At 45.8% G+C, this 22,977-nt stretch carries 18 protein-coding genes; 5 read left to right on the top strand and 13 right to left on the bottom strand.

Features of this window, described 5'->3' with window-relative positions; translation table 11 throughout:
• Positions 1 to 92: 92 nt before the first annotated feature.
• From acs to ABDV94_RS15155, 6 genes are all read right to left on the bottom strand, one after another.
• Positions 93 to 1,997: an acetate--CoA ligase gene (acs, locus tag ABDV94_RS15180; RefSeq protein ID WP_343748057.1), complete on the bottom strand. Its 1,905-nt coding sequence runs from the start codon at positions 1,995 to 1,997 to the stop codon at positions 93 to 95.
• Between the two features lie 25 nt (positions 1,998 to 2,022).
• A complete protein-coding gene (locus ABDV94_RS15175; RefSeq protein WP_343748056.1) occupies positions 2,023 to 2,388 on the bottom strand; it encodes a response regulator in 366 nt (121 codons plus the stop codon).
• 2 nt (positions 2,389 to 2,390) lie between these two features.
• On the bottom strand, positions 2,391 to 5,066 hold the full coding sequence (locus ABDV94_RS15170) for a sensor histidine kinase (RefSeq protein WP_343748055.1): 2,676 nt from the start codon (positions 5,064 to 5,066) through the stop codon (positions 2,391 to 2,393).
• A 155-nt stretch (positions 5,067 to 5,221) separates the two neighbouring features.
• A complete protein-coding gene (locus ABDV94_RS15165; RefSeq protein ID WP_343748054.1) occupies positions 5,222 to 5,416 on the bottom strand; it encodes a hypothetical protein in 195 nt (64 codons plus the stop codon).
• 28 nt (positions 5,417 to 5,444) lie between these two features.
• Positions 5,445 to 6,755 carry a hypothetical protein gene (locus tag ABDV94_RS15160; protein ID WP_343748053.1) on the bottom strand — a complete coding sequence of 437 codons (1,311 nt, stop codon included), beginning with the start codon at positions 6,753 to 6,755 and terminating at the stop codon, positions 5,445 to 5,447.
• A gap of 350 nt (positions 6,756 to 7,105) precedes the next feature.
• Complete coding sequence (locus ABDV94_RS15155; RefSeq protein ID WP_343748052.1) at positions 7,106 to 7,648, bottom strand: hypothetical protein; 543 nt, start codon at positions 7,646 to 7,648, stop codon at positions 7,106 to 7,108.
• A gap of 160 nt (positions 7,649 to 7,808) precedes the next feature.
• Between ABDV94_RS15155 and ABDV94_RS15150 the strand changes: the two genes are divergently transcribed.
• Positions 7,809 to 8,780 carry a hypothetical protein gene (locus ABDV94_RS15150; protein ID WP_343748051.1) on the top strand — a complete coding sequence of 324 codons (972 nt, stop codon included), beginning with the start codon at positions 7,809 to 7,811 and terminating at the stop codon, positions 8,778 to 8,780.
• 81 nt (positions 8,781 to 8,861) lie between these two features.
• On the opposite strand, the gene ABDV94_RS15145 is transcribed toward ABDV94_RS15150, so the two are convergent.
• Positions 8,862 to 9,257 carry a hypothetical protein gene (locus ABDV94_RS15145; protein ID WP_343748050.1) on the bottom strand — a complete coding sequence of 132 codons (396 nt, stop codon included), beginning with the start codon at positions 9,255 to 9,257 and terminating at the stop codon, positions 8,862 to 8,864.
• 86 nt (positions 9,258 to 9,343) lie between these two features.
• Between ABDV94_RS15145 and ABDV94_RS15140 the strand changes: the two genes are divergently transcribed.
• Genes ABDV94_RS15140 through ABDV94_RS15125 form a run of 4 tightly spaced genes read left to right on the top strand, consistent with a single transcriptional unit; the run spans position 9,344 to position 14,918 of the window.
• Positions 9,344 to 10,354 (top strand): PorP/SprF family type IX secretion system membrane protein, encoded by a 1,011-nt coding sequence (locus ABDV94_RS15140; RefSeq protein ID WP_343748049.1) that lies wholly within the window; start codon positions 9,344 to 9,346, stop codon positions 10,352 to 10,354.
• Entirely contained in the window at positions 10,336 to 12,579 is a 2,244-nt protein-coding gene (locus ABDV94_RS15135) for a tetratricopeptide repeat protein (RefSeq protein ID WP_343748048.1), read from the top strand. Before ABDV94_RS15140 ends, ABDV94_RS15135 begins: the two co-directional genes overlap by 19 nt.
• 55 nt (positions 12,580 to 12,634) lie before the next feature.
• Positions 12,635 to 13,894: an acyltransferase gene (locus ABDV94_RS15130; RefSeq protein WP_343748047.1), complete on the top strand. Its 1,260-nt coding sequence runs from the start codon at positions 12,635 to 12,637 to the stop codon at positions 13,892 to 13,894.
• Positions 13,887 to 14,918: a DUF4886 domain-containing protein gene (locus ABDV94_RS15125; protein WP_343748046.1), complete on the top strand. Its 1,032-nt coding sequence runs from the start codon at positions 13,887 to 13,889 to the stop codon at positions 14,916 to 14,918. Before ABDV94_RS15130 ends, ABDV94_RS15125 begins: the two co-directional genes overlap by 8 nt.
• A gap of 55 nt (positions 14,919 to 14,973) precedes the next feature.
• Here ABDV94_RS15125 and ABDV94_RS15120 read toward each other — a convergent pair whose 3' ends face one another.
• From ABDV94_RS15120 to ABDV94_RS15095, 6 genes are all read right to left on the bottom strand, one after another.
• The gene (locus ABDV94_RS15120) at positions 14,974 to 15,753 is read right to left on the bottom strand and encodes a DUF4886 domain-containing protein (RefSeq protein ID WP_343748045.1); all 780 of its coding nucleotides are present in this window, start codon (positions 15,751 to 15,753) and stop codon (positions 14,974 to 14,976) included.
• A gap of 7 nt (positions 15,754 to 15,760) precedes the next feature.
• Positions 15,761 to 16,150, bottom strand: a complete 390-nt coding sequence (locus ABDV94_RS15115) for an HIT family protein (protein ID WP_343748044.1) — start codon at positions 16,148 to 16,150, stop codon at positions 15,761 to 15,763.
• On the bottom strand, positions 16,150 to 16,623 hold the full coding sequence (gene greA / locus ABDV94_RS15110; RefSeq protein WP_343748043.1) for a transcription elongation factor GreA: 474 nt from the start codon (positions 16,621 to 16,623) through the stop codon (positions 16,150 to 16,152). Before greA ends, ABDV94_RS15115 begins: the two co-directional genes overlap by 1 nt.
• Before the next feature lie 196 nt (positions 16,624 to 16,819).
• Entirely contained in the window at positions 16,820 to 21,040 is a 4,221-nt protein-coding gene (locus ABDV94_RS15105) for a T9SS type A sorting domain-containing protein (protein WP_343748042.1), read from the bottom strand.
• A 245-nt stretch (positions 21,041 to 21,285) separates the two neighbouring features.
• A complete protein-coding gene (locus tag ABDV94_RS15100) occupies positions 21,286 to 22,350 on the bottom strand; it encodes a PorV/PorQ family protein (protein WP_343748041.1) in 1,065 nt (354 codons plus the stop codon).
• A 21-nt stretch (positions 22,351 to 22,371) separates the two neighbouring features.
• Complete coding sequence (locus ABDV94_RS15095) at positions 22,372 to 22,737, bottom strand: T9SS type A sorting domain-containing protein (RefSeq protein WP_343748198.1); 366 nt, start codon at positions 22,735 to 22,737, stop codon at positions 22,372 to 22,374.
• Positions 22,738 to 22,977: the final 240 nt, after the last annotated feature.

The following is a 22,977-nucleotide window of genomic DNA, read 5'->3' as shown; positions in this document are numbered from 1 at the left end:
CAGGAAAAATTTAACCACATAGAACACATAGTATAACATTTCATCAATCAAACCATGATCCGCGCAATTAGCGGGATTAGCAGGCTTAATTCCTACAACGCATTCTCAACGATCTCATCCACTACCAGCGGATCCAGCAAGGTCGAAGTATCTCCCAGGTTGGAAACATCTCCTTCTGCTACTTTTCGCAAAATTCGGCGCATGATCTTCCCGGAACGTGTCTTCGGCAAGCCGGAAACAAACTGGATTTTCTCCGGAATGGCAATCTTGCCGATCTCAGCGACCACTGCTTCAACGATTTCTCCGCGGGTAAAATCCCTGTTCTCTTCCGAGATTTCGTGCTCACACACCACAAAAGCATAGATCGATTGTCCTTTTACCGGGTGCGGATAACCTACCACCGCAGATTCCACTACCAGGTTGCTCGTATTGATCGCATTTTCGATTTCCGCTGTTCCGAAACGGTGTCCCGACACGTTGATGACGTCATCAATACGTCCGATAATGCGGTACATGCCGTTTTCATCGCGTTTCGCCCCGTCACCGGTAAAGTAATATCCATCGTAATGCGAGAAGTAGTTGATGCGGCAACGTTCGTGATCACCATAAGTTGTGCGCAAAATAGAAGGCCACGGGAATTTGATACACAGGTACCCTTCTTCGTTTGCCCCTTCAATCTCTTTTCCTTCCTGGTTGAGCAATACCGGCTGAATTCCCGGCAGCGGATATCCCGCAAAGGTCGGTTTCAACGGAGAAATATTCCCGATCCCGGAAATCATGATCCCACCGGTTTCTGTCTGCCACCAGTTGTCTACCACCGGACAACGTCCTTTTCCAACGTGCTGGTAATACCATTTCCACGCTTCTTCATTGATCGGTTCACCTACCGTTCCGATGACCTTCAGGGAATCCAAACTGTATGAAAGTACGTGATCTTCTCCACAAGCCATCAGGGAACGAATTGCTGTAGGCGCAGTCAAAAACTGGTTCACGCCATATTTATCAACTACCTGCCAGAAACGTCCCGCATCCGGGTAAGTCGGGATTCCTTCAAACATCACCGTGGTTGCTCCGCTCAGCAAAGGTCCGTAAACGATGTATGAGTGGCCGGTAATCCAGCCCACATCAGCCGTACACCAGAACACATCGCTTTCCTGGTACTGGTATACATTCTGGAAGGAATAGGTTGTATAAACCATGTAGCCACCACAGGTATGCACCACTCCTTTTGGTTTTCCGGTTGATCCGGATGTATACAGAATGAACAACGGATCTTCCGAATCCATCGGTTCCGGTTCGCATTTTTTCTCTTGTCCGGCAATGGCATCTGCCCACCAGATATCGCGGCCTTCTTTCATATACGGAAGCCAGCCCAGGCAGTCATAAACGATTACTTTTTCCACGCAGGTGTTATCTTCCAATGCTTCATCGATTACCCGTTTCAACGGAATCTGCTTCGGCCCGCGGTTTAATCCGTCGGCTGTGATCACCACTTTTGCCTGAGCATCTTCAATCCGGTCTGACAATGCATTTGCTGAGAATCCGGCAAAAACAACCGAGTGAATTGCACCGATACGCGCACAAGCCATCACCGAAATAGCCAGTTCAGGGATCATCGGCATGTAGATACACACACGGTCTCCTTTTTTCACTCCCTGAGCTTTCAAGGCATTCGCAAACACGCATACGTGTTCATACAATTCGCGGTAGGTATAGCGCACAAAGCGTTGTTTCGGATCATTTGGTTCCCAGATCAGCGCCAGTTTGTTTCCGCGCTTTTCCAGGTGGCGATCCAGCATGTTCTCTGTGATATTGAGCTGTGCACCTTTGAACCACTTCACATCCGGCTCGGTAAAGTTCCACTCAAGAACTTTATCCCACTTTTTCATCCATTGAAATTCATTGGCAACCTCTTCCCAAAACCCTTCCGGATCAGAAACGCTTTGTGCGTATTTTTCATGATACTCTTCCAGGGTTTTAATTTGCATCTTATTCATAGTTCCAGTTTTATACAGTTTTTAGTTATAACAATTCCAATATTTCTACCAGCAATTGCTTTGTGCTGAATGGTTTGGTGACGTATTTGTCAGCCCCCATCTTAAGACCTTTCGAAATATCTTCCGGTCGCGATTTTGCAGAAAGAAAGATAATTTTGGTGTGCGCAAAACGCGGATCGGACTTGATGGTTTGACACACATCATACCCGTCGATATCCGGCATCATGATATCCAGGATAATTAAATCCGGAACATGCTCATTTGCCGCACTCAATGCTTCGGTTCCATTTCTGGCTATCAATGGAACAAACCCTTTCCGCCTCACCAAATAGTCTAACGACAGCACAATATTCGGCTCATCGTCCACTATTAAAATCTTCTTTCCTGTCATAATTAAGTTCTGTTCTGGGTGAAGGGAATGCTAAACGTGAAAACCGATCCTTCCGGATCATTGTTACTCACTCCTATTTTCCCTTCGTGAAGTTGGATAATTTTTTTTGAAATTGCCAATCCTAAACCACTTCCTTTCGGTTTTCTCATCGTTTGGTTTTTAGCCTGGAAAAATTTCTCAAAAATGATCTCCCGCAGTTCCGGAATGACTCCTGGCCCGTTGTCTGCAATTTTCACCTGCAGCATCGTTCCCACGCGGTTGACATCCACCCACACTTTCCCACTTTCTTTATCGCAATATTTGGCAGCATTTGCCAATAAGTTCAATACCACCTGCGTGATCCGGTCCGAATCAGCCTCCAGTTTCGGAAGGCGCTCTTCGATGTCGATGCACACATTGATATTCCGCTGCTTAAACACTCCGTCGAGCGATTGTAAACAGTGCTGAATCAATTCTGAAATATCTACTTGATCAATAATCAGCTGATGCTTTCCGGATTCGAAATTCTCCAGGTCCAGCACCTGTGAAATGAGTCGCGTCATGCGATTCGACTCTTTCAGAATGGTATTTAGAAATTCTTTTTTGATTTCTTCCGGCATCGCGTCTTCTTCATCCGAAAGCAACTCGCTGAGCGCTTTGATCGAAGTGAGCGGCGTACGCATTTCATGCGTCACGGTATACAAAAACTCGTCTTTTAACAGGTCATTTTCCTTCATCCGTGCATTAGCCAGTTTCAAGGCTTCCGAAACGCGTTTCAATTCATCGGTGCGCTGTTGCAATTCCTTGTTGACCGCAATGATTTTCTGTGATTCTTCGAGGATGTTTACCACATCTTCCATCGATAGCTTTTCTTCTTTTACCACGGAAGAGATCAGGATTTTTGCCGAAGAAGCTCCCACGATCGGACTCAGCATTTTTTCCGAGTAACCGATCAAACGCGGATCCAGCTCGTCGTGATTATCGAGGTTGATTCCCTGTTTCTGCGCGAAATGATTCAACTCTGCCGTCACCCTGCGCTCTCCCAGGAAACGCGAAAGCAGCGATTTGATATCCGGGAAGAATGCTTTTCCCTTCCACACCACTCCGGAATCCATTTCCGCGGAGTATTTCATGATGTCGACATAAATCGTAGCCTGGTTTTGCTCCAATGCCGTTTGATTCGTAAATAAGGACCCAACGATGTACCCCAGGATATTTGCAAATAAACTCCAGAACAAAACAGTCGTGATCAAATCTCCTTCCGGACTCTTACCGGACCTGGAAACACCGCCCGAAAACAGGCTGTGCAAATCCACGTTTAAAATAGTGGGACCGATCAGGAAAACAAGCCACACGAAGAAGCCAAGCGAAATTCCCAAAATAGCTCCGTATTTGTTTCCCAACTTCCAAAAGATTCCACCCAAAATAGCCGGCGCAAACTGGGCAACCGCCACAAATGAAACCAACCCGATGGAAATCAGGGTGAAATCTGCAACCACAAATTTGTGATACAGGTATGCCAGCAACAACACCACGAAAATACTCAGACGACGAAAGAACACCGGAATACGGTGGTTCCGGTCCTTGAAGCGGTTCAAGACAAACCGGTTATTGATAAAACTCGGCATCAGGATCGCATTCGACACCATTTTACTCAAAGCGTGCGTTGCCACGATGATCATTCCACTGGCTGCAGAAAATCCTCCAAGCAAGACGAGAAGCGCCATCCATCCTTTATCCATCTGGATCGGGATGGAAAGCATGTACATATCCGGGTTCATTTTATGTCCGGCAAACATGTTGTTCCCGATAATTGCAATCGGGATCACAAAAAGATTGATCAGCAACAGGTACAACGGAAACAACCAGATGGCGCGTTTCACCTTCTGTTCATTCGCTCCGGTTACTACCCCCAATTCAAACTGGCGCGGTAAAAACAAGAACGCCAAAGCAGAAAGGAAAATCATCCCGAACCACTGTCCGAAATCGTTATTCGGATTCAATTTGATTTTTTGCGGATCGAAATCGGCATACAGTTCCGGTTTGTCATTCGCATACAATACGATGTACAATCCAAAAAGCAGGAACACCAGCAACTTCACCACCGATTCAATGGCTATTGCTCCGACCAATCCGGTGTTTTGTTCTTTTTCCTGGAAACGCTTGGTGGTAAAAATGATGATGAAATACCCCAAACCAAGCGTCACCAGCAAGCTCGTATCGATGTAACTCAACCAGTCGTTTTGCTCTGTTCCGTTGTGCGTCACAATTGTTTCGATCGCTTTGTCGATACCGGTAATCTGAAGCGCGATGTACGGAATAATCCCAAACATTAACAGCACAGCCACCAGGCGGTTCAACCCGATACTTTTATCGTACCGGTTGGCAATAAAATCTGAAAACGACGAAATTCCCTGTGCACGGGTAATCCGGATGAATTTGCGGTAAATGATCCACAGGAACGGCATTAAGATCACCGGCCCGATGTAGATTGTCAGAAATTGGATGTTGTATGCAGAAGCTCCGCCGACACTTCCGAAGAAGGTCCATGCAGTACAGTAAACCGCCAGCGAAAGCGCATAAATCGTAGGAGAATTGGCTACTCTTAATCTCAGTCGGGTGGACGCATCAATCCTGTATGCCACGAAAAACAGCATCGCCAGGTAAGCCACTATGACCAAAACAATTAAGCCACTCATTCTTTTAATTGCGAATTACGAATGCCGGATGAACGCTTGATTTCATTCAACATTCCATTCTATCCTTTTCCAAAATAGTTCAAGAGTTTAAAAGGTCCGAGAATCCATTCACATCGCATTTGAACTTTTGAACTCTTTTCACTTTTAATCCTCTTTCATTCCTTGTTTCGTTTGGCAATGAGAAAACCGACCACACTGATGCATAACACTACCCCAGAGAAATAAATCAGCAAAGCCGGAATTCCCAACCAAACCTGTCCTTCCATCAGATTTATGACCGGATAGTTAAATAAAACGAAGCCAAGTAACCCAAGCAAAAAGTAACTCGTTTGTATTTTACGTTTATCCATGTTGTCTTTTAATCTGAAAGATACCAATTTATAAGTAGATCATAAATTGGAGCGTCAGTTCGTTTTTATAATTAATTCGTTCAATATTGGTGAAATCAGGACGTGCCCGATAGTTCAATGTAATTTTGGAGTGATGTCCCGCCAGGAACACGTTCAAACCCGCATCGATTGTATTCACAGGAACCAAACGATCAGCTGCGTTGCGCAATCCTTCAAAACGCGAATGCGAGTATGCTCCGTAAACCTGGAAACGCGTTGTCAATCCGAAATTTGGCAATAAATACCCCAGCTGTCCGTAGAAAATTTGTCCCGTTCCGATTGTCGGTACGGCATTTCCGCGCAGCGCTCCACCTCCGTCAGCCGTATTCAGAATCCCGATGCTGCGCACGTAGTTTTTCCCGAAGTTGTAATTCATGTAACTTCCGTAGAAGGTGATCGCATCTTTTTTCGCGCTCAAAGGCATATCCAGGAAGACATCTGCTCCCAACTGCAATTGATCCTGTGTCACAGTATCTCCGGCAGCCGTGCGGTGCCACATTCCATTTTTCCAGTGATCAAAACCAACACCGATATTGAAAACTTTCTTCGTTCCTACATACGTTCCCACCATGTACGGAAGCAGGTTGCTTTCCTCGTCCCAGAATTCGTAATGGATGTATCCTGCCGTGCTCCAGGTGCGGCAATAAGGGTTATAATCCGACACATCTGTTGCAATCGCTTTTGCTTCGTTTGCCTGGAACGGATCGTTTGCAGCCAGACGGTAATCCAGTTTCCCGATTTTTCCTTTTGCAAAGATTCCGAGGTAACGCGCAAACTGATCGCTTTTATCAATGTTGTACCAGTTGAAAATCGGCGCATCCTGCGACATGAAGTTCAACGTACTCGCATTCGCCATCCGGGACACTCCGTTCCAGTAATGCAGCCCCGCTCCGATATTCAGGTAACGCTTGAACACGGTGTAATCCACGTATGCATCATGCAGGAACATCTGCGGTTTCTTACCGTTTGCAGAAGAAACACCACCGCTAAACGTATTCTGATTGTTGATCCCGAAGTGTGTCAGGATCAGGAAGCGGTCTCCCAGCTGGGAATAGGTCAGGAAACGGGATCTTCGCAGTGAAATATCGTATGATTCGTTGATCGGTTTTCCAGCCAGTGTACTTCCGTCGTTGTTTTGATTGTATTTAATCCAGACCTGGTGCCAGGTAATGAAGCGGATGTATTTGGATCCGTCTTCGTTCAATTTAATTTTCAACCCAATGTCGTAATTGGGGTATCCTTGACCAATAACCTTACTCACGCATAATGAGATAGCTCCAAAAAGTAGTAGATGTTTCATCTTTTTTTGAGTTTTCGTTAATAACCGGGATAGCTCAGCTAAGAGACGAAAAAGCTCAGGTATTTCAAAAATGGATATAGTTAATTGGTCAAGGTATATTTTCCTTATTTAACAATCATTCCATTGAAAATTGAGAATGAAAAATTTTAGAATTGAAAAGATGCATACACTAAAACAATTTAAAACAAAGGAATTATTACAGAATATACATTTTTTGTAAAGCTATATTAATTTAGCAAAAATCAATCTTCGGCTCCGCTCAGACTTCTTTACAACAATCCCGGGCTTCGACTCCGCTCAGCCCTCAGGAGAAGGAAATAAAAAACCCTGACGTTTGCCAGGGTTTTCAGTTATTCATCGATTTTGTATTTCTTAAAGAATGAATCCCAATCCCAGAGGAAGTTGTTCATGACCTGATCCATGCGTTTCAGGAACAAGGGATTCGGCGACTGCAGACGTTTGAAATATTCGTCCTGGCAATCGTTCAGGTTGTATTTCTGGAAAACAGCTTTAGACATCGCATAAATCATATTCTTGGAAGGATGATTGATCCGCTGCATAAATTTCTGGTATTCTCTCACTTTTGCTTCTGCATCCACAGCAGATACCCCCATCAATGAGCCCAATTGCTCAAAAATGATCTTTTCGATTCGACTTGCCTGAACGGTTTCAAACGTGGTTTCCAACGTGGAAATATTGGCAACCACTACAATCATTGTAAATTCTCCGTTGCGATCCGCAGGAATGGAAGGCGAAGAAACGAAAGCTAAATCTTCGTTGATCAGGTCTACAACCTCCACGAAGCCATTGTCCACAATCTCGAAGATTCCGTTCAGGAAAACATTCGCCAACTGAGTGTCCGACAATCTCTTTTTTAATAGTGTCCCTAGCATAGGCCTGCATTATTCGTTCTTACAAATTTAGGTGGTAGGCACTTGTTATTTTTAAGTCATGTTATTTAAATGTTAACTAAGTTATTAACATTCTAAGTTCAAGTATTCACAAAATTTCAACGAATTCCCTTTTTGATTGTACCTTTATGAAAAGCGCCCTATGAAGCAGATTCAACTCGTTGTCTTTTTAGCCATTTTATTCATTCTGGCCACTTCCTGTTCAGCTGAAAATGAGAAGGATCCTTCCGATCAATTGCCCCAAACCATTACCATTGCCGGAATCCAGCAACGCGACACCGTTTTTCTGCATTTCGATCTCAAACTAAAAACAATCCGTGCACAGCGCACCGGAAAACTGGAACGCCTGGTCGAAAAACCGGAATTTTCCCGCAACAGTCTGCTGGTGCAATTTGACGACTACGACGTGTTTGTTGCCCTAAGCGGCGAAAAGGAAAGTCTGAAGGAAGAACTGCTCAACAAAATCGATCAGTTTTCCCCTGCTCTTCGTCCGGTGGATAAAAAATGGCGGGAATTTGCCAATAAAATCGGGCCGGGCAATCTCCTTCCTGCCCTACCTGCCTACCAATACAAGGAAGAAGCCGGAGCTTTGGAAGAAATCCACCTGGCAGACAAATACAACGCCTTGCTGAAAAAGGAATCTGAAATCCGGAATTATTTCCAGATGAGCACCGAAAGTGGTTTTATAGTGGAATCTTTCGCAAAATCGGGCGATTATGTTCGAAAAAATCAGCCTTTGATCAGTTACCATTCGAAAAAGGTCAACGTAACGGCCGATGCTTCATTTAAACTGACTAAAAAGATTCAAAGCCAACTGGAAACCAATTTCGTTGTACGGCTTCCCGGTGATAGCTTGCGCATCATCAAACGGACACCACAACAAATCCGGTACGTCCTGAACCTGAAACAGAAGATCAATCCGAAAATGATCCCCGGATATTTCATCATCAACCAAACGGAACACGTATTCATCATTCCTGAAAAATATGTAGGGAAAGAACAAAAAGTGAAGGTTGTGACTGCGAAGGGAATCAAGCGGATGACCGCTTCATCCCGGAACGGGGAATATGTGGTGTTTAGTCCGGAGCGGGCGCTTACCGTTGAGCGGCCCTGAGTGTTTTAAATCGGGCTGCCCCCACTAAAAACAGGCTTTTCACACCATTTTATAAATTTGTGTTTCAAACCGGGATCCGAATCATTCTTTTTTCTTCACAAAATAATTCTCCTGATACTCCACCGGATAACTCTGAATCACAATTGTATCTCCCCGGTAGAACATCGGTTCATAATTATTCTTCGTACCGAACAGCACATGATTTTCATCCTCCAGGAAAGGCATCGTCATTTCCGTAAACGTCATTTTCCGTTCCTTCTTCCCGTTTTTAAAAAACAGAATTTGGTCTTTCCGGTTGATCGTCACCGAAAACGCATCTTTGCCGTCTTTGGCATAAGAAACAGAACGGTCTGCAACCGATTTGTAGTATTTGTAGTCTCCTAATAACTGCGGATAGACACGTTCGATCAATCCGTCGCTTTTAAACGAACAGAGAAACACCACGAGGCCGATGACTAAAAAACGCTTTTGCTTCATAAAACGAAAATACCCAATTTATTCCATCTTTCATCCGGGGCTGAGGGAAGTTCACGAATGATTGATTTTATTGTATATTTGATTCAATGAGAAAACCGGACTACTTCCTGCTGATTTTTCTTTTTGCGGTAAGCTGCACCTTTCGTGTGACTGCTCAGGATATCCATTTCTCTCACCTCAACCGTCAACCACTCTACCAAAACCCTGCCAATACAGGCTTATTCAACGGAGATATTCGCCTGACAGGAAATTACAAAGATCAGTGGCGCAGTGTGACTGTTCCCTTCCAGACTTTTGCCATCGCAGGAGATGCCAAATGGAAAGCCAAAGGAATCAATTTCGGAGCCATGCTGTTTCACGACAACGTAGGAGACGGTTTTTATCAGACGCTCGAATTCCTCGGAAGCATTGCCAAAAACCTGAAACTGACATCGGATTCCTCACACACGATCAGTGTGGGCGTGCAGGTCGGACTCAACTACCGGAAAGTGAACATGGACAAATTCTATTTCGACAACCAGTTCAACGGACTCATCTTCGATGCCGGACTCCCAACCAATGAAGCCTATCAGAACGACAGCCGGGCCAATCTCACCAGCGCAGCAGGAATCGTGCATTGTTATTACTACGGAAAAGGAAATTCACTCAAAACAGGGATCAGCGGACACAACCTCAACCGCCCCAACCAGGGGTTTTACGGGGAGAAAGTGTTGCGCGATATCCGCCTAAGCTTCTTTTCCCAACTGGATCACGCCATCAACAAGGAAATTGCCGTCATTCCCGGAATCGGACTGAATTTCCAGGGAAAGTACCGTGAGTTGATCCTCGGATCGCAGGTTCGCTATACCCTCATCAACAAACTGGGAACCTACCGCGCAGTAGACGGCGGTTTGTGGTTCCGTTCCAAAGATGCAGTCGTTGTGCGGCTCGGATTAGCGATGCAGAACTGGTCGGTGGCGGCCAGCTACGACACCAACATTTCGAAATTGATCCCGGCTAGTTCCGCGCGAGGCGGATTGGAAATTTCTGCCGAATACATCATCACGCGTTTCAAACCCAAAAAAGTCATTCACCGCATATGCCCAGACTATATCTGATCTTCTTTCTGTTGATTTCATCTGCAGGTTTCAGCCAGAACCTGTTGGGGAAATACCTGGACTTTGCAGACGAACAATACGCCAAGGGAGATTACATCTATGCACTCCAGTATTATGAAAAAGCGATGGAACTGGATTCCAACAGCGTGAGCATTCTCTGGAAATATGCCGAAGCACTCCGCAGTTACAAAGATTACCGGAGAGCCGCTTACTACTATCGGAAAGTATATGAAAAGGAAGAAACGTCGATGTTCCCTTCCAGTTTATTACAGTGGGCGCTCATGGAGAAGCAAAACGGAAACTACAACGAAGCCATCGAACTATTCAAACGCGCCAAGAAGAAATATTCGAAAGACAAACGCACCTACAATTACCTGAAATCCAAACGCGAACTGGAATCGTGTTTGTGGGCACAGGCGGCACTCAAAGACACGGCTAATCTCGAAAAGGTCGAATTACCGAAAGGTCTAAACACCGTCAATTCGGAATTCGGGCACACCATTTCGCAGGGTCAGTTTGTATTATCTTCCATGCGGAGCAAAAAAGAAAACGTGGGCGAAGAAATGCTCGACGACAATTACAAAAACCGTTTGTATTATACCCCCTGGAAAGACAGCGTGCCAGAAGTTTCTCCTGCACTCCTTGAAGCATTGAATGATCCAGCCTTCAACACCGGGAACGGATGTTTTTCTCCGGATGGCAAACGTTTTTACTACAGTCGTTGTGGTGGAACGGAAGCTCAGTTCAATTGTCAAATCTGGGTTGCTGCTTACCAAAACGGAAAGTGGTCGGGCCCGAACCCACTCGGAGAAATTGTCAACGAACCGGGAACAAACACCACTACCCCGACCATCGCAGTGATTGAAGGCGAAGAATGGCTGATTTTTTCTTCCAACCGGGAAGACGGAAAAGGCGCGATGGATTTGTATTTCACCGTGATCAAAAACAACGGAAACCAGTTTTCCAAAGTCCGTCCGCTGAATGCTGCCAATTCCCTCGACAACGATATCAGTCCGTTCTATGACGCGGAAAAGAAACGCCTCTACTTCTCCTCTTCCTGGTTCGACGGGTTCGGCGGGTACGATGTGTTCTACTCCGAACTCAAAAACGGGCGTTTTGAAGAACCTAAAAATGCGGGACTCCCGATCAACAGCCCGGCAAACGACCTGTATTATTTCCAGGATCGCGACAGCATGTATGTGTCCAGCAACCGGCTTGGAGTGCAGTATGTGAAAAACCCCACCTGTTGCAGCGATATTTTCGGATTCAAGCATCCGCGCATCGTGATTCCCGAAACCAAGAAAGAAACGCTGGCAGAACTGAACAAGCGCCTGCCGGTAACACTCTACTTCCACAACGACATTCCCGATCCGCGATCGAAAGAAACGACCACCAAAGTCAATTACATCAACAGCTACAGCGATTACATCGCCATGTTACCGGAATACAAAAAGGAATACGCCAAAGGCCTGAGCGGAGAAAAAGCCGTTGAAGCGGAGGAAGACATTGAAAGTTTCTTCCTTCAATACGTCGAACAGGGAGTGAAAGACCTGGTGTTATTTCAAACCCTCTTACTGGAAGAATTACAAAAAGGATTTCAAATTCGTTTGAATGTGCGCGGTTTTGCTTCACCGCTTGCAAAAACGGAATACAACGTGGCACTGACCCAGCGCCGGATCATGTCGCTCAGCAATTACCTGCGCGCTTTCGACAACGGTGTCTTTGCTCCTTACCTGGACGGAACTTCAAAAAATGGCGGAAAGCTGGAATTGGTAGGAATTCCATACGGAGAATATACCGCAAACCAGATTACGAGCGACAATCCGAACGACATCAAAAATTCCATTTTCTCTCGTGCAGCGGCACGGGAACGTAAAATCGAGATTCAAAGCGTGAGTTACCTCGAAACCGATTCCATTTTCTTCTTCGTCGACTGCGTTCCGAATGTTATTACCCTGGGAAAAATTCCACAGGGAGAAACGCACTTCCAGTTTTCGATTCACAACAACCACGACAAAAATCTGAAAATTGCAGCGATCAAAACAGAAGGAGATTTGGTCAATTTCAGCTTCGGGAGCAATCTCTCAGCTAAAGGAAATGTGCTGGTTCAGGCAACTACCGGGAAGAAACTTCCGGACGGGATCTTCTCCTTCCCGATCCTGATTTATTTTGACGGATATCCTACCCCCATCCGCCTGATGATGTTAGGAGAAACACCTCATTAGAATTTATTGAACGGAATCGGGAGAAAATGTATCTTTGTGTGATTAAAATCAAACTATGTCAGGAGAAAATGCTGGGGTGCCGCTAGCGGCTCGTCCCAGATTGAAGTTTATAGACATGGCTCGTTCGATAGCCATTCTGATGATGCTTGAAGGCCATTTCACCGGTTCGGCACTTGCTGATCAATACCGGGATGACAACAATTGGCTCTTTAGCTTCTGGCACAACCTGCACGGTTTGACCTCCCCTTTATTCTTTGCCGTAACCGGTGTGGTGTTTGTTTACCTGCTCAGCAGAAATACGGACGGGTCCTATTTCGGGAACGAACGCGTCAAAAAAGGATTCGGGCGTGTGCGCATGCTTTTGTTCTGGGGATATTTGATCCAGTTTGATTTGATCACCTTTGTTCGCGATACGTATTACGGCTTTGAAGATTTATTCAAAGGCGGAGACCGTGGTTTCGTGTATCACCTCGACTGGTTTCAGGCGTTTCACGTCCTGCAATCCATCGGAGTCGGGATTTTCTTATTGCTCATGACTTTCGGAGTCTACAAACTCATCAAAAAAGGACCGCTTTACCTCTATTACCTGGTTGCGGCACTGATCGTTTTTGTATTCTACGCGTACCTAAAACAACACATCAAACTACATGAAGTGGTTCAGGGAGGTGTTACCATCAAAGATCCGGCAGCATTTGTTCCGCAGGGAGCACCGAAGTTTATCCAGAACATGATCTACGGGCAATTCTCCGATTTTAGTTTCGTGCGTTATTCAGGTTACGTCCTGATGGGAGGTATGATCGGAGCCATTATCCGCCTCTACGAACGCAATGTGCGCAAGTGGTGGTTCGGGGTAACCTTTATCCTGGTTGGGTTGTTGTTCAATGTAGCCGGACAAATGATGTTCCACGAACTGGATAAATTCACCGACTGGATCGGGTTAACGGCTCAGGGATGCTTTGAAAACAATACTACCGGTTTTGCCCGCATGGGTCAGGTCGCCATGCTTTTGGGAACGTTGATGCTGGTAGATGCCAACTTTAAAATCAACGCGCCGTTGTTCCTCAAAATGGGACAAACGACTTTCCCGGTATACATCGTTCACGTCATTATTCTCTACGCCGGAATTATTGGCATAGGACTTGATCCGGAACCATGGTACCATCACCAGTTTTCACCATGGGGCGCGATTTCCATTTCAGCATTCTTCATTACCGTGTTTGTGATCATGGTGAAATACATCGAGCCATTAACAGAATTGTATTACAAAGTATTCGGAATTTTCTATCCTAAACGAAAAAAATTGCGCAATGAATAAATTAGCCCTGTTGCTTTCTTTTATCACCGGAATCTCTTTTGCTCAACAGCCCACCAATGTGTTGTTTATCGGGAATAGCTTTACCCACATGAACAACATGCCGAAGATTTTCGAGCACCTGGCGAAGTCAAAAGGTAAAAACGTGTTTGCGGATTCCATTGCAGTAAGTGGTAGTACACTGAAGGCGCACAGCGAGCGTCCGAGTACCTACAAGAAAATGAAAACCCGCCAGTGGGACTATGTACTCATCCAGGGATTTTCCCGCGAATTTGCGGAAGACAGCAGCGTGATTCTGACGCAATCTATTCCGTATGCCAAAATTTTGATCGACAGCGTACTGAAAACGAGTCCTTGTGCACAGATTTATTTCTACATGACCTGGGGATATGAAAAAGGATACCCGGAACAGCCTGCAAATGATACGTACCCCAAAATGCAGCAACGCATCTGGAACGGCTACATGCTGATGAGCGATTCCCTGCACTACCCGGTGATCCCTGTTGGAATGGTTTGGAAAACGATCCGCGAAACACACCCTGAAATTGATTTGTATTTCACCGACCGTTACCATCCGAATGCACTGGGAAGTTTCACCGCTGCGTGTACTGCTTTTGCTTCCATTTACAAAGAATCACCGGTTGGCGGAACAGCTCCGAAACGCGTTGACAGTACTTACTGGACGATCATCGAACAAGCTGCGGCAAACGTGGTACTCAAAAACCTGAATCTGTATAAACTGAACCAAACACGTGTGTTCGACATCAAGGAAACACCGGTTCTGGATTTTAAAATCAAAGAAACCTGGCTGGCGGCACAGTTCAATAATCAAAGCAAAAATGCCGGTGATTATTACTGGGATTTCGGAGACGGAACGACTTCTACGCAAAAGAATCCGAAGCATTATTACAAAACCTCGGGAACGTATACTGTTACACTGCACATGAAGCAAAACTGTAACAATTTCAAACTGAAGAAGCTCGTCACGGTTTCCAATAAGGTCAAGAAAGCCAATCAGAAGAAATAAGCAAAAAGGTTCAAAAATTCCATTGAACCTTTGAAACAGGTATTTTGTTTGTCTGTCAAATCGAATCCCTCACCAAATCCCGGAAGTACTTCTTCCCGATTTGCTTCCCAGTGAACTGCTGAATCCGGGTGGATTCTCCGGGGTTAAAGATCGCCAATCGGTCTGCTCCTACAGGAGTTTTTCCATAAATCGCCGAATACATCGTACACGCAACGAGATAGGAGCCTTCAAACGACGGATGGGAATTATCTGCCGTGTACAGATCGGTTTCCGGGTAAGTGAGCGCATAATTCCGCCAAACCTTTCCTACGGGAATGACAGGAACTTTATAGCGTTTTTTCAAATTCCGGTAGCCCGAAGCCACAGCACGTAACATCGTATCTGGATTGGAAAACTGTTGATGCATCCGGTCTCCCTTTCGGTAGGGCCAGGTCATGTAGAAATAGACCTTCGCATGCTTCTGGTTTTCCCGGATCATTCCCAGCATTTTGTCCAAAGCCGGATACGTGCGTTTTTTGAAACGGGTCGAATCCCGGAGCATGTCTCTCGAAGAACCTTGCAGCACGATCACATCCCAATCCGCGCTTTTCAGTGCCCGGTAGAGCTTTTGTCGTTTCGACTGCAGGTAAAAGGTATATTTTCCGCGGGTAATGTGCGTAACACGAAGTTTCTCGCCTTTCGATTTGGCAATCTGTTCGAATAGTTTCGGCATGTTATTCCGGTAGGTATAACTGTTACCGACAAATAAAATGCGGGTTGTTTTCCTGCTTTCGGAGCAGGAGAAAAGACATAAGGCTAAAAGAAGAGTAAAACAGCCTAAAACTGCTTTACTCATTCCTTGATTATGCTTGTTGAATCTCTTCTGCGATTTGAGCCAGTTCTTCATGGCTTAAACTCAATTTTTCCTGTGCGAAATTCATATCAGCGATCCCGTTGATCGGAATCAGGTGAATGTGCGCATGAGGCACTTCCAATCCGATTACAGTTACACCGATTTTACGGCATGGAAATACTTTTTTGATTTTATGGGAAACCGCTTTGGCGAAAATCATCATCGCAGCCAGTTCCTCATCTTCCATGTCAAAGATATAGTCCGTTTCCTTTTTAGGAATCACCAGGGCATGTCCTTTTCTCAAAGGCATAATATCCAGGAACGCCAGAAAATCATCGTTTTCAGCGATCTTGTGACACGGGATTTCTCCGGCAATAATCTTTGAAAAAATGGTTGCCATTATCTTGCAATATCAATTACTTCGAACTTCATGATTCCGTTAGGAGTCTGAACATCTGCAATCTCTCCGACTTTCTTACCCAACAATCCTTTTCCGATCGGGGAATCAACGGAGATCTTTTTTGCTTTCAGATCCGCTTCACTTTCCGCTACCAGCGTGTACTCCATTTCCATGTTGTTGGTCACGTTCTTGATCTTTACGCGTGATAAAATGAACACCTTGGAGTTATCCATCAGGGTATTGTCAATGATTCGTGCTTTGGAAACCAATTCTTCCATCTTGGCGATTTTCATTTCCAATAAGCCCTGAGCTTCCTTTGCTGCATCGTACTCCGCATTTTCAGACAAATCTCCCTTGTCACGTGCTTCAGCAATCTGCTCGGATATTCTTGGGCGCTGCACCGTTTTCATTTCATGCAAATCATCTTTCAACTTCTTCAGTCCTTCTTCTGTATAATATGCGAAATCTGACATAATTCTTTTTGTTGTTGTAAGCTATAAATAACAACAAGAGAGCCCATAGGACTCTCCTGTTGCAACAAATATATGTTTTTTAATCCATCGAAACAAGTGTAAACCGCTTATTTCGGTGTCTTTACCCGCAGATTGATCCGATTCAAATCGGTAGAACCGGTGTTCGAAACAACCCTTTTTTCAATGGATTAACAGACTAAAAGGTTTCAAGATCAACCTGGCGCATTCCTCCGAAGAACTTCACAATGCGTTCGCCCACCCCCGGTACTTCCACGTGAATCAGGTACACACCGCTGGCCACCGGAACACCGATCGTATTCTTCAAATCCCAGTCCACATGAGTCACTTCGCTGTCTTTCTTGAATTGCCGGATCAGTTTTCCACTCACGTTGTAAATCGTGATCGTACATTGATCCGGAAGGTTCACAATCTTCACGCGGGTGTCGACACGGTTTCGTTCGTATTCAGAGAACGCATAGTATGGATTCGGAACCACATTGATCAGATCCAGAGCACTCGCCAGTACATCGCGGCTTGCAGTTGTGGTCTGCAAATCATTCATCGACCAGCCATATTTCGGACGACCTCCGTTTGTTCCGGTTGCAGCAAACTCCGCATACTGTTTCTTCACCCGGAGTTTAATCCGCACATCTGTTTCGCGCAATTCGTGTCCCGCAGCCGTTACAGTATTCGCAATCCACATCAAACTGGTGTACAATTTCTTGTAGGAAGCAGATGTTCCAAGCTGGAATTGATCGTATACCCAATTGTTCACTCCGTCGTAGTACGGACAACCTTCGTTGTTGATGTTTACACCGAACACCCAGATCGGCTGATTTCCTCCAAATACCGGAAGGCCGTTGCCGTCATACTGGCGATCGGTCGGATTCCAAATCATATCGGCTCCCTTATCTCCTCCAAGAAATGAGTTTTCACCGAATGCCATATGCAAACGTGCTCCTGTTTCCAGGTCGATGGCATATCCCGGGAACCATCCCATACCGGTTGTTCCTGTTCCGTCAGGGTTACCGTTCTTGTCGACAGACTGTGCTGCTCTCAAACGCCCGGGTTGTCCTCCACCCTGGTTCAGGTTCGCATCACGCCCCAGTTCAATGACAACGCAACGTGTCCATTTCGACGGATCATTGGTGATGACAATATCAACGCTCGGCAGCGATTTGATCGACGCATTCAAACGAGCCACTGACATTCCGGTGTAATTAGACGGATAAGCCAAAGGCATGAAATCTTTCTGGTAACCGGTCAGCTTATGCGGCGCAATTCCCCCTCCCAGCAATTTGTTGTATTGTTCTTTCGGATCACGACCGATCTCATCCGGGTAAGCACACGGACTCAAATACTGAGGTCCTACAAAAGTGCTGCATTCTGCCAATGCATCCGGAACATAGGTTCCTGAACGAATCCAGTTCCGCGGTGTAAAGGAAGCATCGTCTTTGACAAAGTCGAGCCACTGTTTGGACGAATCCGTATAGGAAATACTTGCCGACAGCGGATCGGTATACAAATAGACCTGTGACGCCGGTGCAGAAGGGAAATAGTATTTCTCTTGCATGATTTCAATCGAAACACCCCATTTCGGCACGACTTGCTCGTTTCCTTGCCTGATCGTCATGTTCGAGGTTACAAAATCAATGAGATTCGCTCCCGGGCCTTTGGAATCGTAGTGGTAAACCACCCAGCCAGCCGTATCAATTCCCTTGTATTCGGTTGCAGCTGTTCCGTTTCCGGATGGCCCCGCATAGTTCTTGAATTCGCATTCGAAATAACCGCCCACCACATTCAGCGGATCCACCACTTTCACGTTAATCGGCCCACCATTGTAGTCATATTCCAATTCTCCCTGGAATCCGTTTGCGACAATGGCATTTTCCGATGCTGTGGTCAGTTTTAGTTCACGACCACCGTTTCCAGTTCCGTCCAGGCGGGTAATGCGCGGAGTTTGTCCGTAAATTGAATTTGCCTGAGATCCGCCCAATTCCGGTGAAATGTTGTGTGGAATAGCCGACAATGCAATCAGCGGAGATCCATCGGCATTGATACGGGAACGCAAATACGGTTTCTTTTGTCCGTCTAAGCTGTTTGCTTCAGTCGGGTCGTACGTTTTGTAGTTATTGTAACCATAAGCCACCGCGATGTAATAATATGTTTTAAAATTGACCAGGCGACGGTCTCCCGTTGCAAACAAATCTTCCGTTACGCGGAATGTGTGCTTGATTCCTTCATCGGCTCCTTTCACTTTTTCAACCGGGAAGGAATATCCCAATTCTTCATCGAATTCGAAGTTGACCAAACGCTTCACTCCGTTTTTGATATCACATTGCGCTACCAATCGGGCAACTGTTTGATCGTCCAGATCCGCAACGCTGACTGAAGCATCTTTCATCTGGAAAATCTGGTATCCTTCAAAACGGTAGTATTTGTCGTAAATGATCGGGTCTCCGTTATCCAATGTGTCTCCCGGGCCTGTCGGGTCGATGATGTTAATATCGTCTTCCTCCTCATAGGTTTCGTTCTTGTTGTTTGAATTTCCGGGATTGTCCAGCATAATGATCAATTCATTCCCCAATTCCTGGATGGTCATCACGGGAGCGTTAGGAGGGTTGAGAATCCGGAAACACTTGTCAAACAATGCCTGAGCTTTCGTATCTGCGGATTTCAGCATGTTGACCGAAGACAAGACCTGTCCTTCATAGCTTCTTGCGTAAACAATCCCTACTGTGATGTTGTTTACCGCTCCGGGACGTAAGGTAAACGGCCCTGCTGACTGCACAAAACGACGGTCGCCTGCAGGAGTTGGTGTTGTTCCCAAACCTCCCGGTTCAAACTCCGACCAGTTGAACCCCGGATCAGTTCCATCCGTTGCCCAATGCAGGGAATCGGAATCTCCGGGAAACATGTAGTTCGTTTCAATCGAAGTGGCATATTGAAAACCGGAGAAGCCAGGTCCGCCATAATAAAGCTGATCGCCGTAGCGCCACAATCCACGCATATAATTGTAGAACTGAACAGTTGTTGTCGGGTCTTTCTGCGGATCAGGAGCGCCTTCGTTTCCACTATAGATCGTAAAGTTACGCATCCCGTAGCGTTCGTTATCCACGATTTCGTCCTGGTAACCGATCCCCAGACCTTTGTACACAATTCCCTTGTTTGCAATAGCAGTTGCCACCGCAGGAATGATCCATTCTCCTGTCAGCGTGTCCCAAACCGGCCCCGGGTTATCGATTCCATCTGCATCCTGGTAAGGGCCCTCGAAGAAGTCAACACCGATAGCCGGCGGATTCGGGCCAAAGCCCACATGTCCGGCATTTGATTGATCGACCAGGTTTCCATTATACATGTAGCTCAATCCGCGGGTAACGTCACAGCCGGCATAATCGTCATTGGGATTCCCTAAATCGGCATCGATGTACTGTGAGAAGTAGGTATTGTACAAGGTCTGTGTGCCACGGTTGATCAACTCGTAGTTGTAAAATGTCATTTTGTTGATCTCGTCATCCGTTGCAAAAGCAAAAGCCTGCGCATGGATTTCCATCCCGATCGGTTCACCCTGGGATTCTGTGTGGATGTTCCCTTTATCGTTGAAAACCCACCAGTAAGTCTGGTCACCAAACAAGGTCACCCGGCGATCGCTGCCACACTGAACATCATCACGACCTAAGATGTCATCATACCAGGGGTAATCTCCATCTTCCGGCTCGTAAATCATGTCCTGGTCATTGTCGTAAAACGGAGCCAGAAACTGATCCTGCCCCTGCCCGACAATTGCGTTTCCGGGCCAGGCATTGATCTGTGCCATGGTTTCATTACTTGGTACCGGGCAGTCTCCGGTCGTACATTCATTGTAGATAATAAATGAAATAACTCCCGCTTTGGAAATCGTGAAAATGTTGTCATACAACAAACACTGATCCGGGTTGATGTTTGCAGATCCGTAAGCACGGTGTGTATCGTCTCCCTGCGGAACGTTGGGATCGTAGATGGATGTCTGGTAGTCTACTGTCAATGGGCCGGGCCAGAAATCATTTCCTTCCCGGAATTTAACTGCCGCCAGTTTCAGCTGGCCGTTCACGTCGGTTCCTCCCATCCAAAGCGCTCCTGCATAAATTGCTGTTACGGCGGTTTCGCTTCCTTTTTTCTTCGGAACGGTGTATGTTGCCAAACCGTTCGCCCGGTCAAGGAACAGCAGTCCCCCCGTTTCCAACTGGCAACTTACGTCATTGAAGTCCATGGTCAACCGGTAATTCGCAGGCGCACAGTTTGCCGCCTTGGTCGTTGTTGTGGGTTTCGGTTTTCCTCCCGATTTTCCACTTTTCTCAAAATCATGATTGTAGGCACTGGCATGGCCGGCGCAACACATCGCGAGTGTGAGAGATAAGTAGTTTACTATTCGTCTCATACTTTTATTTTTAATCGTAAAAAAAAGCTCAAACTCTTCCTTCAATTGATCCGACTCCCGGGTGGTCACTTCAATAAGAATGAAATGAGGTGGTCCTTTAAGTAGTATAAAAGAATGAACGAAAACCGCTAAGAAAAGGTTGGTAATAAATTGACAATCAACAAATAAAATGTCCAAAACAAAAAAAAGGAGGACTTTTCAGTCCTCCTTTCCAAAATATGGTGTTGCCTGAAGCAACGATGCTTTTATTTCAAGCTGATTGTAGCTCCGAATGTGTGAATCACACCAAACTGACCTGCCAATCTCATGGCGTATTCCAGTCCTAAAGCAGATTTCTTTTTACCAACTAAAGCGTCAGCTGAGAAACCAGCAGTAAGTCCTACCAATGCATTTGAACGGTTCTCTGTTTTGAAGATTCCCTTTTCAGCTACATATCCAACACGCAGGTTAAATGCTGCTTTTTCGATTGTCAATCCGTAATCCAATCCCATACGGTACTGGTCTTTCTGGAAAGAGTTTGCAGTGAAAGCAGCACTCCAGATCAACTTGTTCTTCTCATTGAAGTTGAAGTCGTAAGAAGCACCGATGTTCAGCAATGACGGCAATTCGAAAGTTGCAGCACGCTGCTCCAAAGTTGCCAGGTTACCATTCACCAGGTAATTTACCTGGTCAGACAATCCGTCACCTTTGTATTTCATTACCGGTCCTACGTTTTTCAGGGCGATACCAAATTTGATCTGATCCTGTTCTCCTGTCACGTAACGGATACCTGCATCAAATGCAACTCCGTTCGCTTTCAGGTTGGAGATACTTTCAGAGATCACTTTGAAGTTTACCCCTCCGTAGATACTTGATGAAAAGCTATGTGCAAAACCTACGTTGAATACATTCAAACGAGGAGAGAAAGTCCCCTGTGTAGGCTCCGGCAACTCGACAGTTGTTTTGTCAATATCACCGAAATTCATCGACTGAACTGAAACGGCGATTACCGTAGAAGCAGAAATTCGCTGAGCAATCCCGGCAGAATTCAATGCAATTCCGGCACTTCCCATCCAGTTTGTGCGGTTAAACTTGATTTGAGTCTTATCTGTAAAAGCCAAACCAGCAATGTTGGTAAATGTAGCTTCAAGCCCGTTCACGTGAGATACACCTGCATCTCCGATACCGATACTTCTTGCCCATGGATTCACCAATAATTGAGTAGCTCCGGCAGAACCAACGCGATCTTCATTTCCAGCGAATGCACTGGAGCAGCTTAACACTACTCCAGCAACCGCTGTATATTTAATTAATTTATTAATCGATTTCATACGTTTTGCTTAACAGGATGATTAAATTGTTTCAAGGTCAACCTGACGCATTCCTCCGAAGAACTTCACAATGCGTTCACCAACTCCAGGTACTTCTACGTGGATCAGGTAAACACCACTTGCGATCGGAACCCCAATTGTGTTCTTCAAATCCCAATCGATGTAAGTCACCTGGTTGTCTTTCTTGAACTGGCGGATCAATTTTCCGCTCACGTTATAGATGGTTACCGTACACTGGTCTGGTAAGTTCACAATCTTCACTCGTGTATCGATACGGTTACGCTCATATTCAGAGAACGCATAGTATGGATTCGGAACCACATTGATCAGATCCAATGCACTTGCCAGTACATCTCTGCTCGCTGTCGTTGTTTGAAGATCATTCATTGACCAACCGTAAGTCGGACGTCCGCCATAATTACCCGTTGCCGCGTAATCTGCGTACTGCTTGTTCACACGCAGTTTCATGCGAACATCTGACTCCATGAAGTCGTGTCCGGATGCTGTTACGGTGTTGGCAACCCACATCAAGCTCGTGTACAATTTCTTGTAAGGGATGGGCAAATCTGGTCATATTGGCCGGAAGATGGCCGCGACCTTTGCCAGCACCGGGACCTCGTCGTTTTT

It is taken from the genome of Fluviicola sp. (genome assembly GCF_039596355.1).
Lineage (GTDB): Bacteria > Bacteroidota > Bacteroidia > Flavobacteriales_D > Crocinitomicaceae > Fluviicola.
The sequence above is the reverse complement of the archived record's forward strand: the minus strand, read 5'-3'. Positions and strand labels throughout refer to the sequence as shown.

What these genes read in the sequence shown, in the direction of transcription:
- acs (WP_343748057.1), bottom strand. Translation starts at nt 1,997, where the DNA reads ATGAATAAGATGCAAATTAAAACCCTGGAAGAGTATCATGAAAAATAC.
- ABDV94_RS15175 (WP_343748056.1), bottom strand. Translation starts at nt 2,388, where the DNA reads ATGACAGGAAAGAAGATTTTAATAGTGGACGATGAGCCGAATATTGTG.
- ABDV94_RS15170 (WP_343748055.1), bottom strand. Translation starts at nt 5,066, where the DNA reads ATGAGTGGCTTAATTGTTTTGGTCATAGTGGCTTACCTGGCGATGCTG.
- ABDV94_RS15165 (WP_343748054.1), bottom strand. Translation starts at nt 5,416, where the DNA reads ATGGATAAACGTAAAATACAAACGAGTTACTTTTTGCTTGGGTTACTT.
- ABDV94_RS15160 (WP_343748053.1), bottom strand. Translation starts at nt 6,755, where the DNA reads ATGAAACATCTACTACTTTTTGGAGCTATCTCATTATGCGTGAGTAAG.
- ABDV94_RS15155 (WP_343748052.1), bottom strand. Translation starts at nt 7,648, where the DNA reads ATGCTAGGGACACTATTAAAAAAGAGATTGTCGGACACTCAGTTGGCG.
- ABDV94_RS15150 (WP_343748051.1), top strand. Translation starts at nt 7,809, where the DNA reads ATGAAGCAGATTCAACTCGTTGTCTTTTTAGCCATTTTATTCATTCTG.
- ABDV94_RS15145 (WP_343748050.1), bottom strand. Translation starts at nt 9,257, where the DNA reads ATGAAGCAAAAGCGTTTTTTAGTCATCGGCCTCGTGGTGTTTCTCTGT.
- ABDV94_RS15140 (WP_343748049.1), top strand. Translation starts at nt 9,344, where the DNA reads ATGAGAAAACCGGACTACTTCCTGCTGATTTTTCTTTTTGCGGTAAGC.
- ABDV94_RS15135 (WP_343748048.1), top strand. Translation starts at nt 10,336, where the DNA reads ATGCCCAGACTATATCTGATCTTCTTTCTGTTGATTTCATCTGCAGGT.
- ABDV94_RS15130 (WP_343748047.1), top strand. Translation starts at nt 12,635, where the DNA reads ATGTCAGGAGAAAATGCTGGGGTGCCGCTAGCGGCTCGTCCCAGATTG.
- ABDV94_RS15125 (WP_343748046.1), top strand. Translation starts at nt 13,887, where the DNA reads ATGAATAAATTAGCCCTGTTGCTTTCTTTTATCACCGGAATCTCTTTT.
- ABDV94_RS15120 (WP_343748045.1), bottom strand. Translation starts at nt 15,753, where the DNA reads ATGAGTAAAGCAGTTTTAGGCTGTTTTACTCTTCTTTTAGCCTTATGT.
- ABDV94_RS15115 (WP_343748044.1), bottom strand. Translation starts at nt 16,150, where the DNA reads ATGGCAACCATTTTTTCAAAGATTATTGCCGGAGAAATCCCGTGTCAC.
- greA (WP_343748043.1), bottom strand. Translation starts at nt 16,623, where the DNA reads ATGTCAGATTTCGCATATTATACAGAAGAAGGACTGAAGAAGTTGAAA.
- ABDV94_RS15105 (WP_343748042.1), bottom strand. Translation starts at nt 21,040, where the DNA reads ATGAGACGAATAGTAAACTACTTATCTCTCACACTCGCGATGTGTTGC.
- ABDV94_RS15100 (WP_343748041.1), bottom strand. Translation starts at nt 22,350, where the DNA reads ATGAAATCGATTAATAAATTAATTAAATATACAGCGGTTGCTGGAGTA.
- ABDV94_RS15095 (WP_343748198.1), bottom strand. Translation starts at nt 22,737, where the DNA reads ATGAATGATCTTCAAACAACGACAGCGAGCAGAGATGTACTGGCAAGT.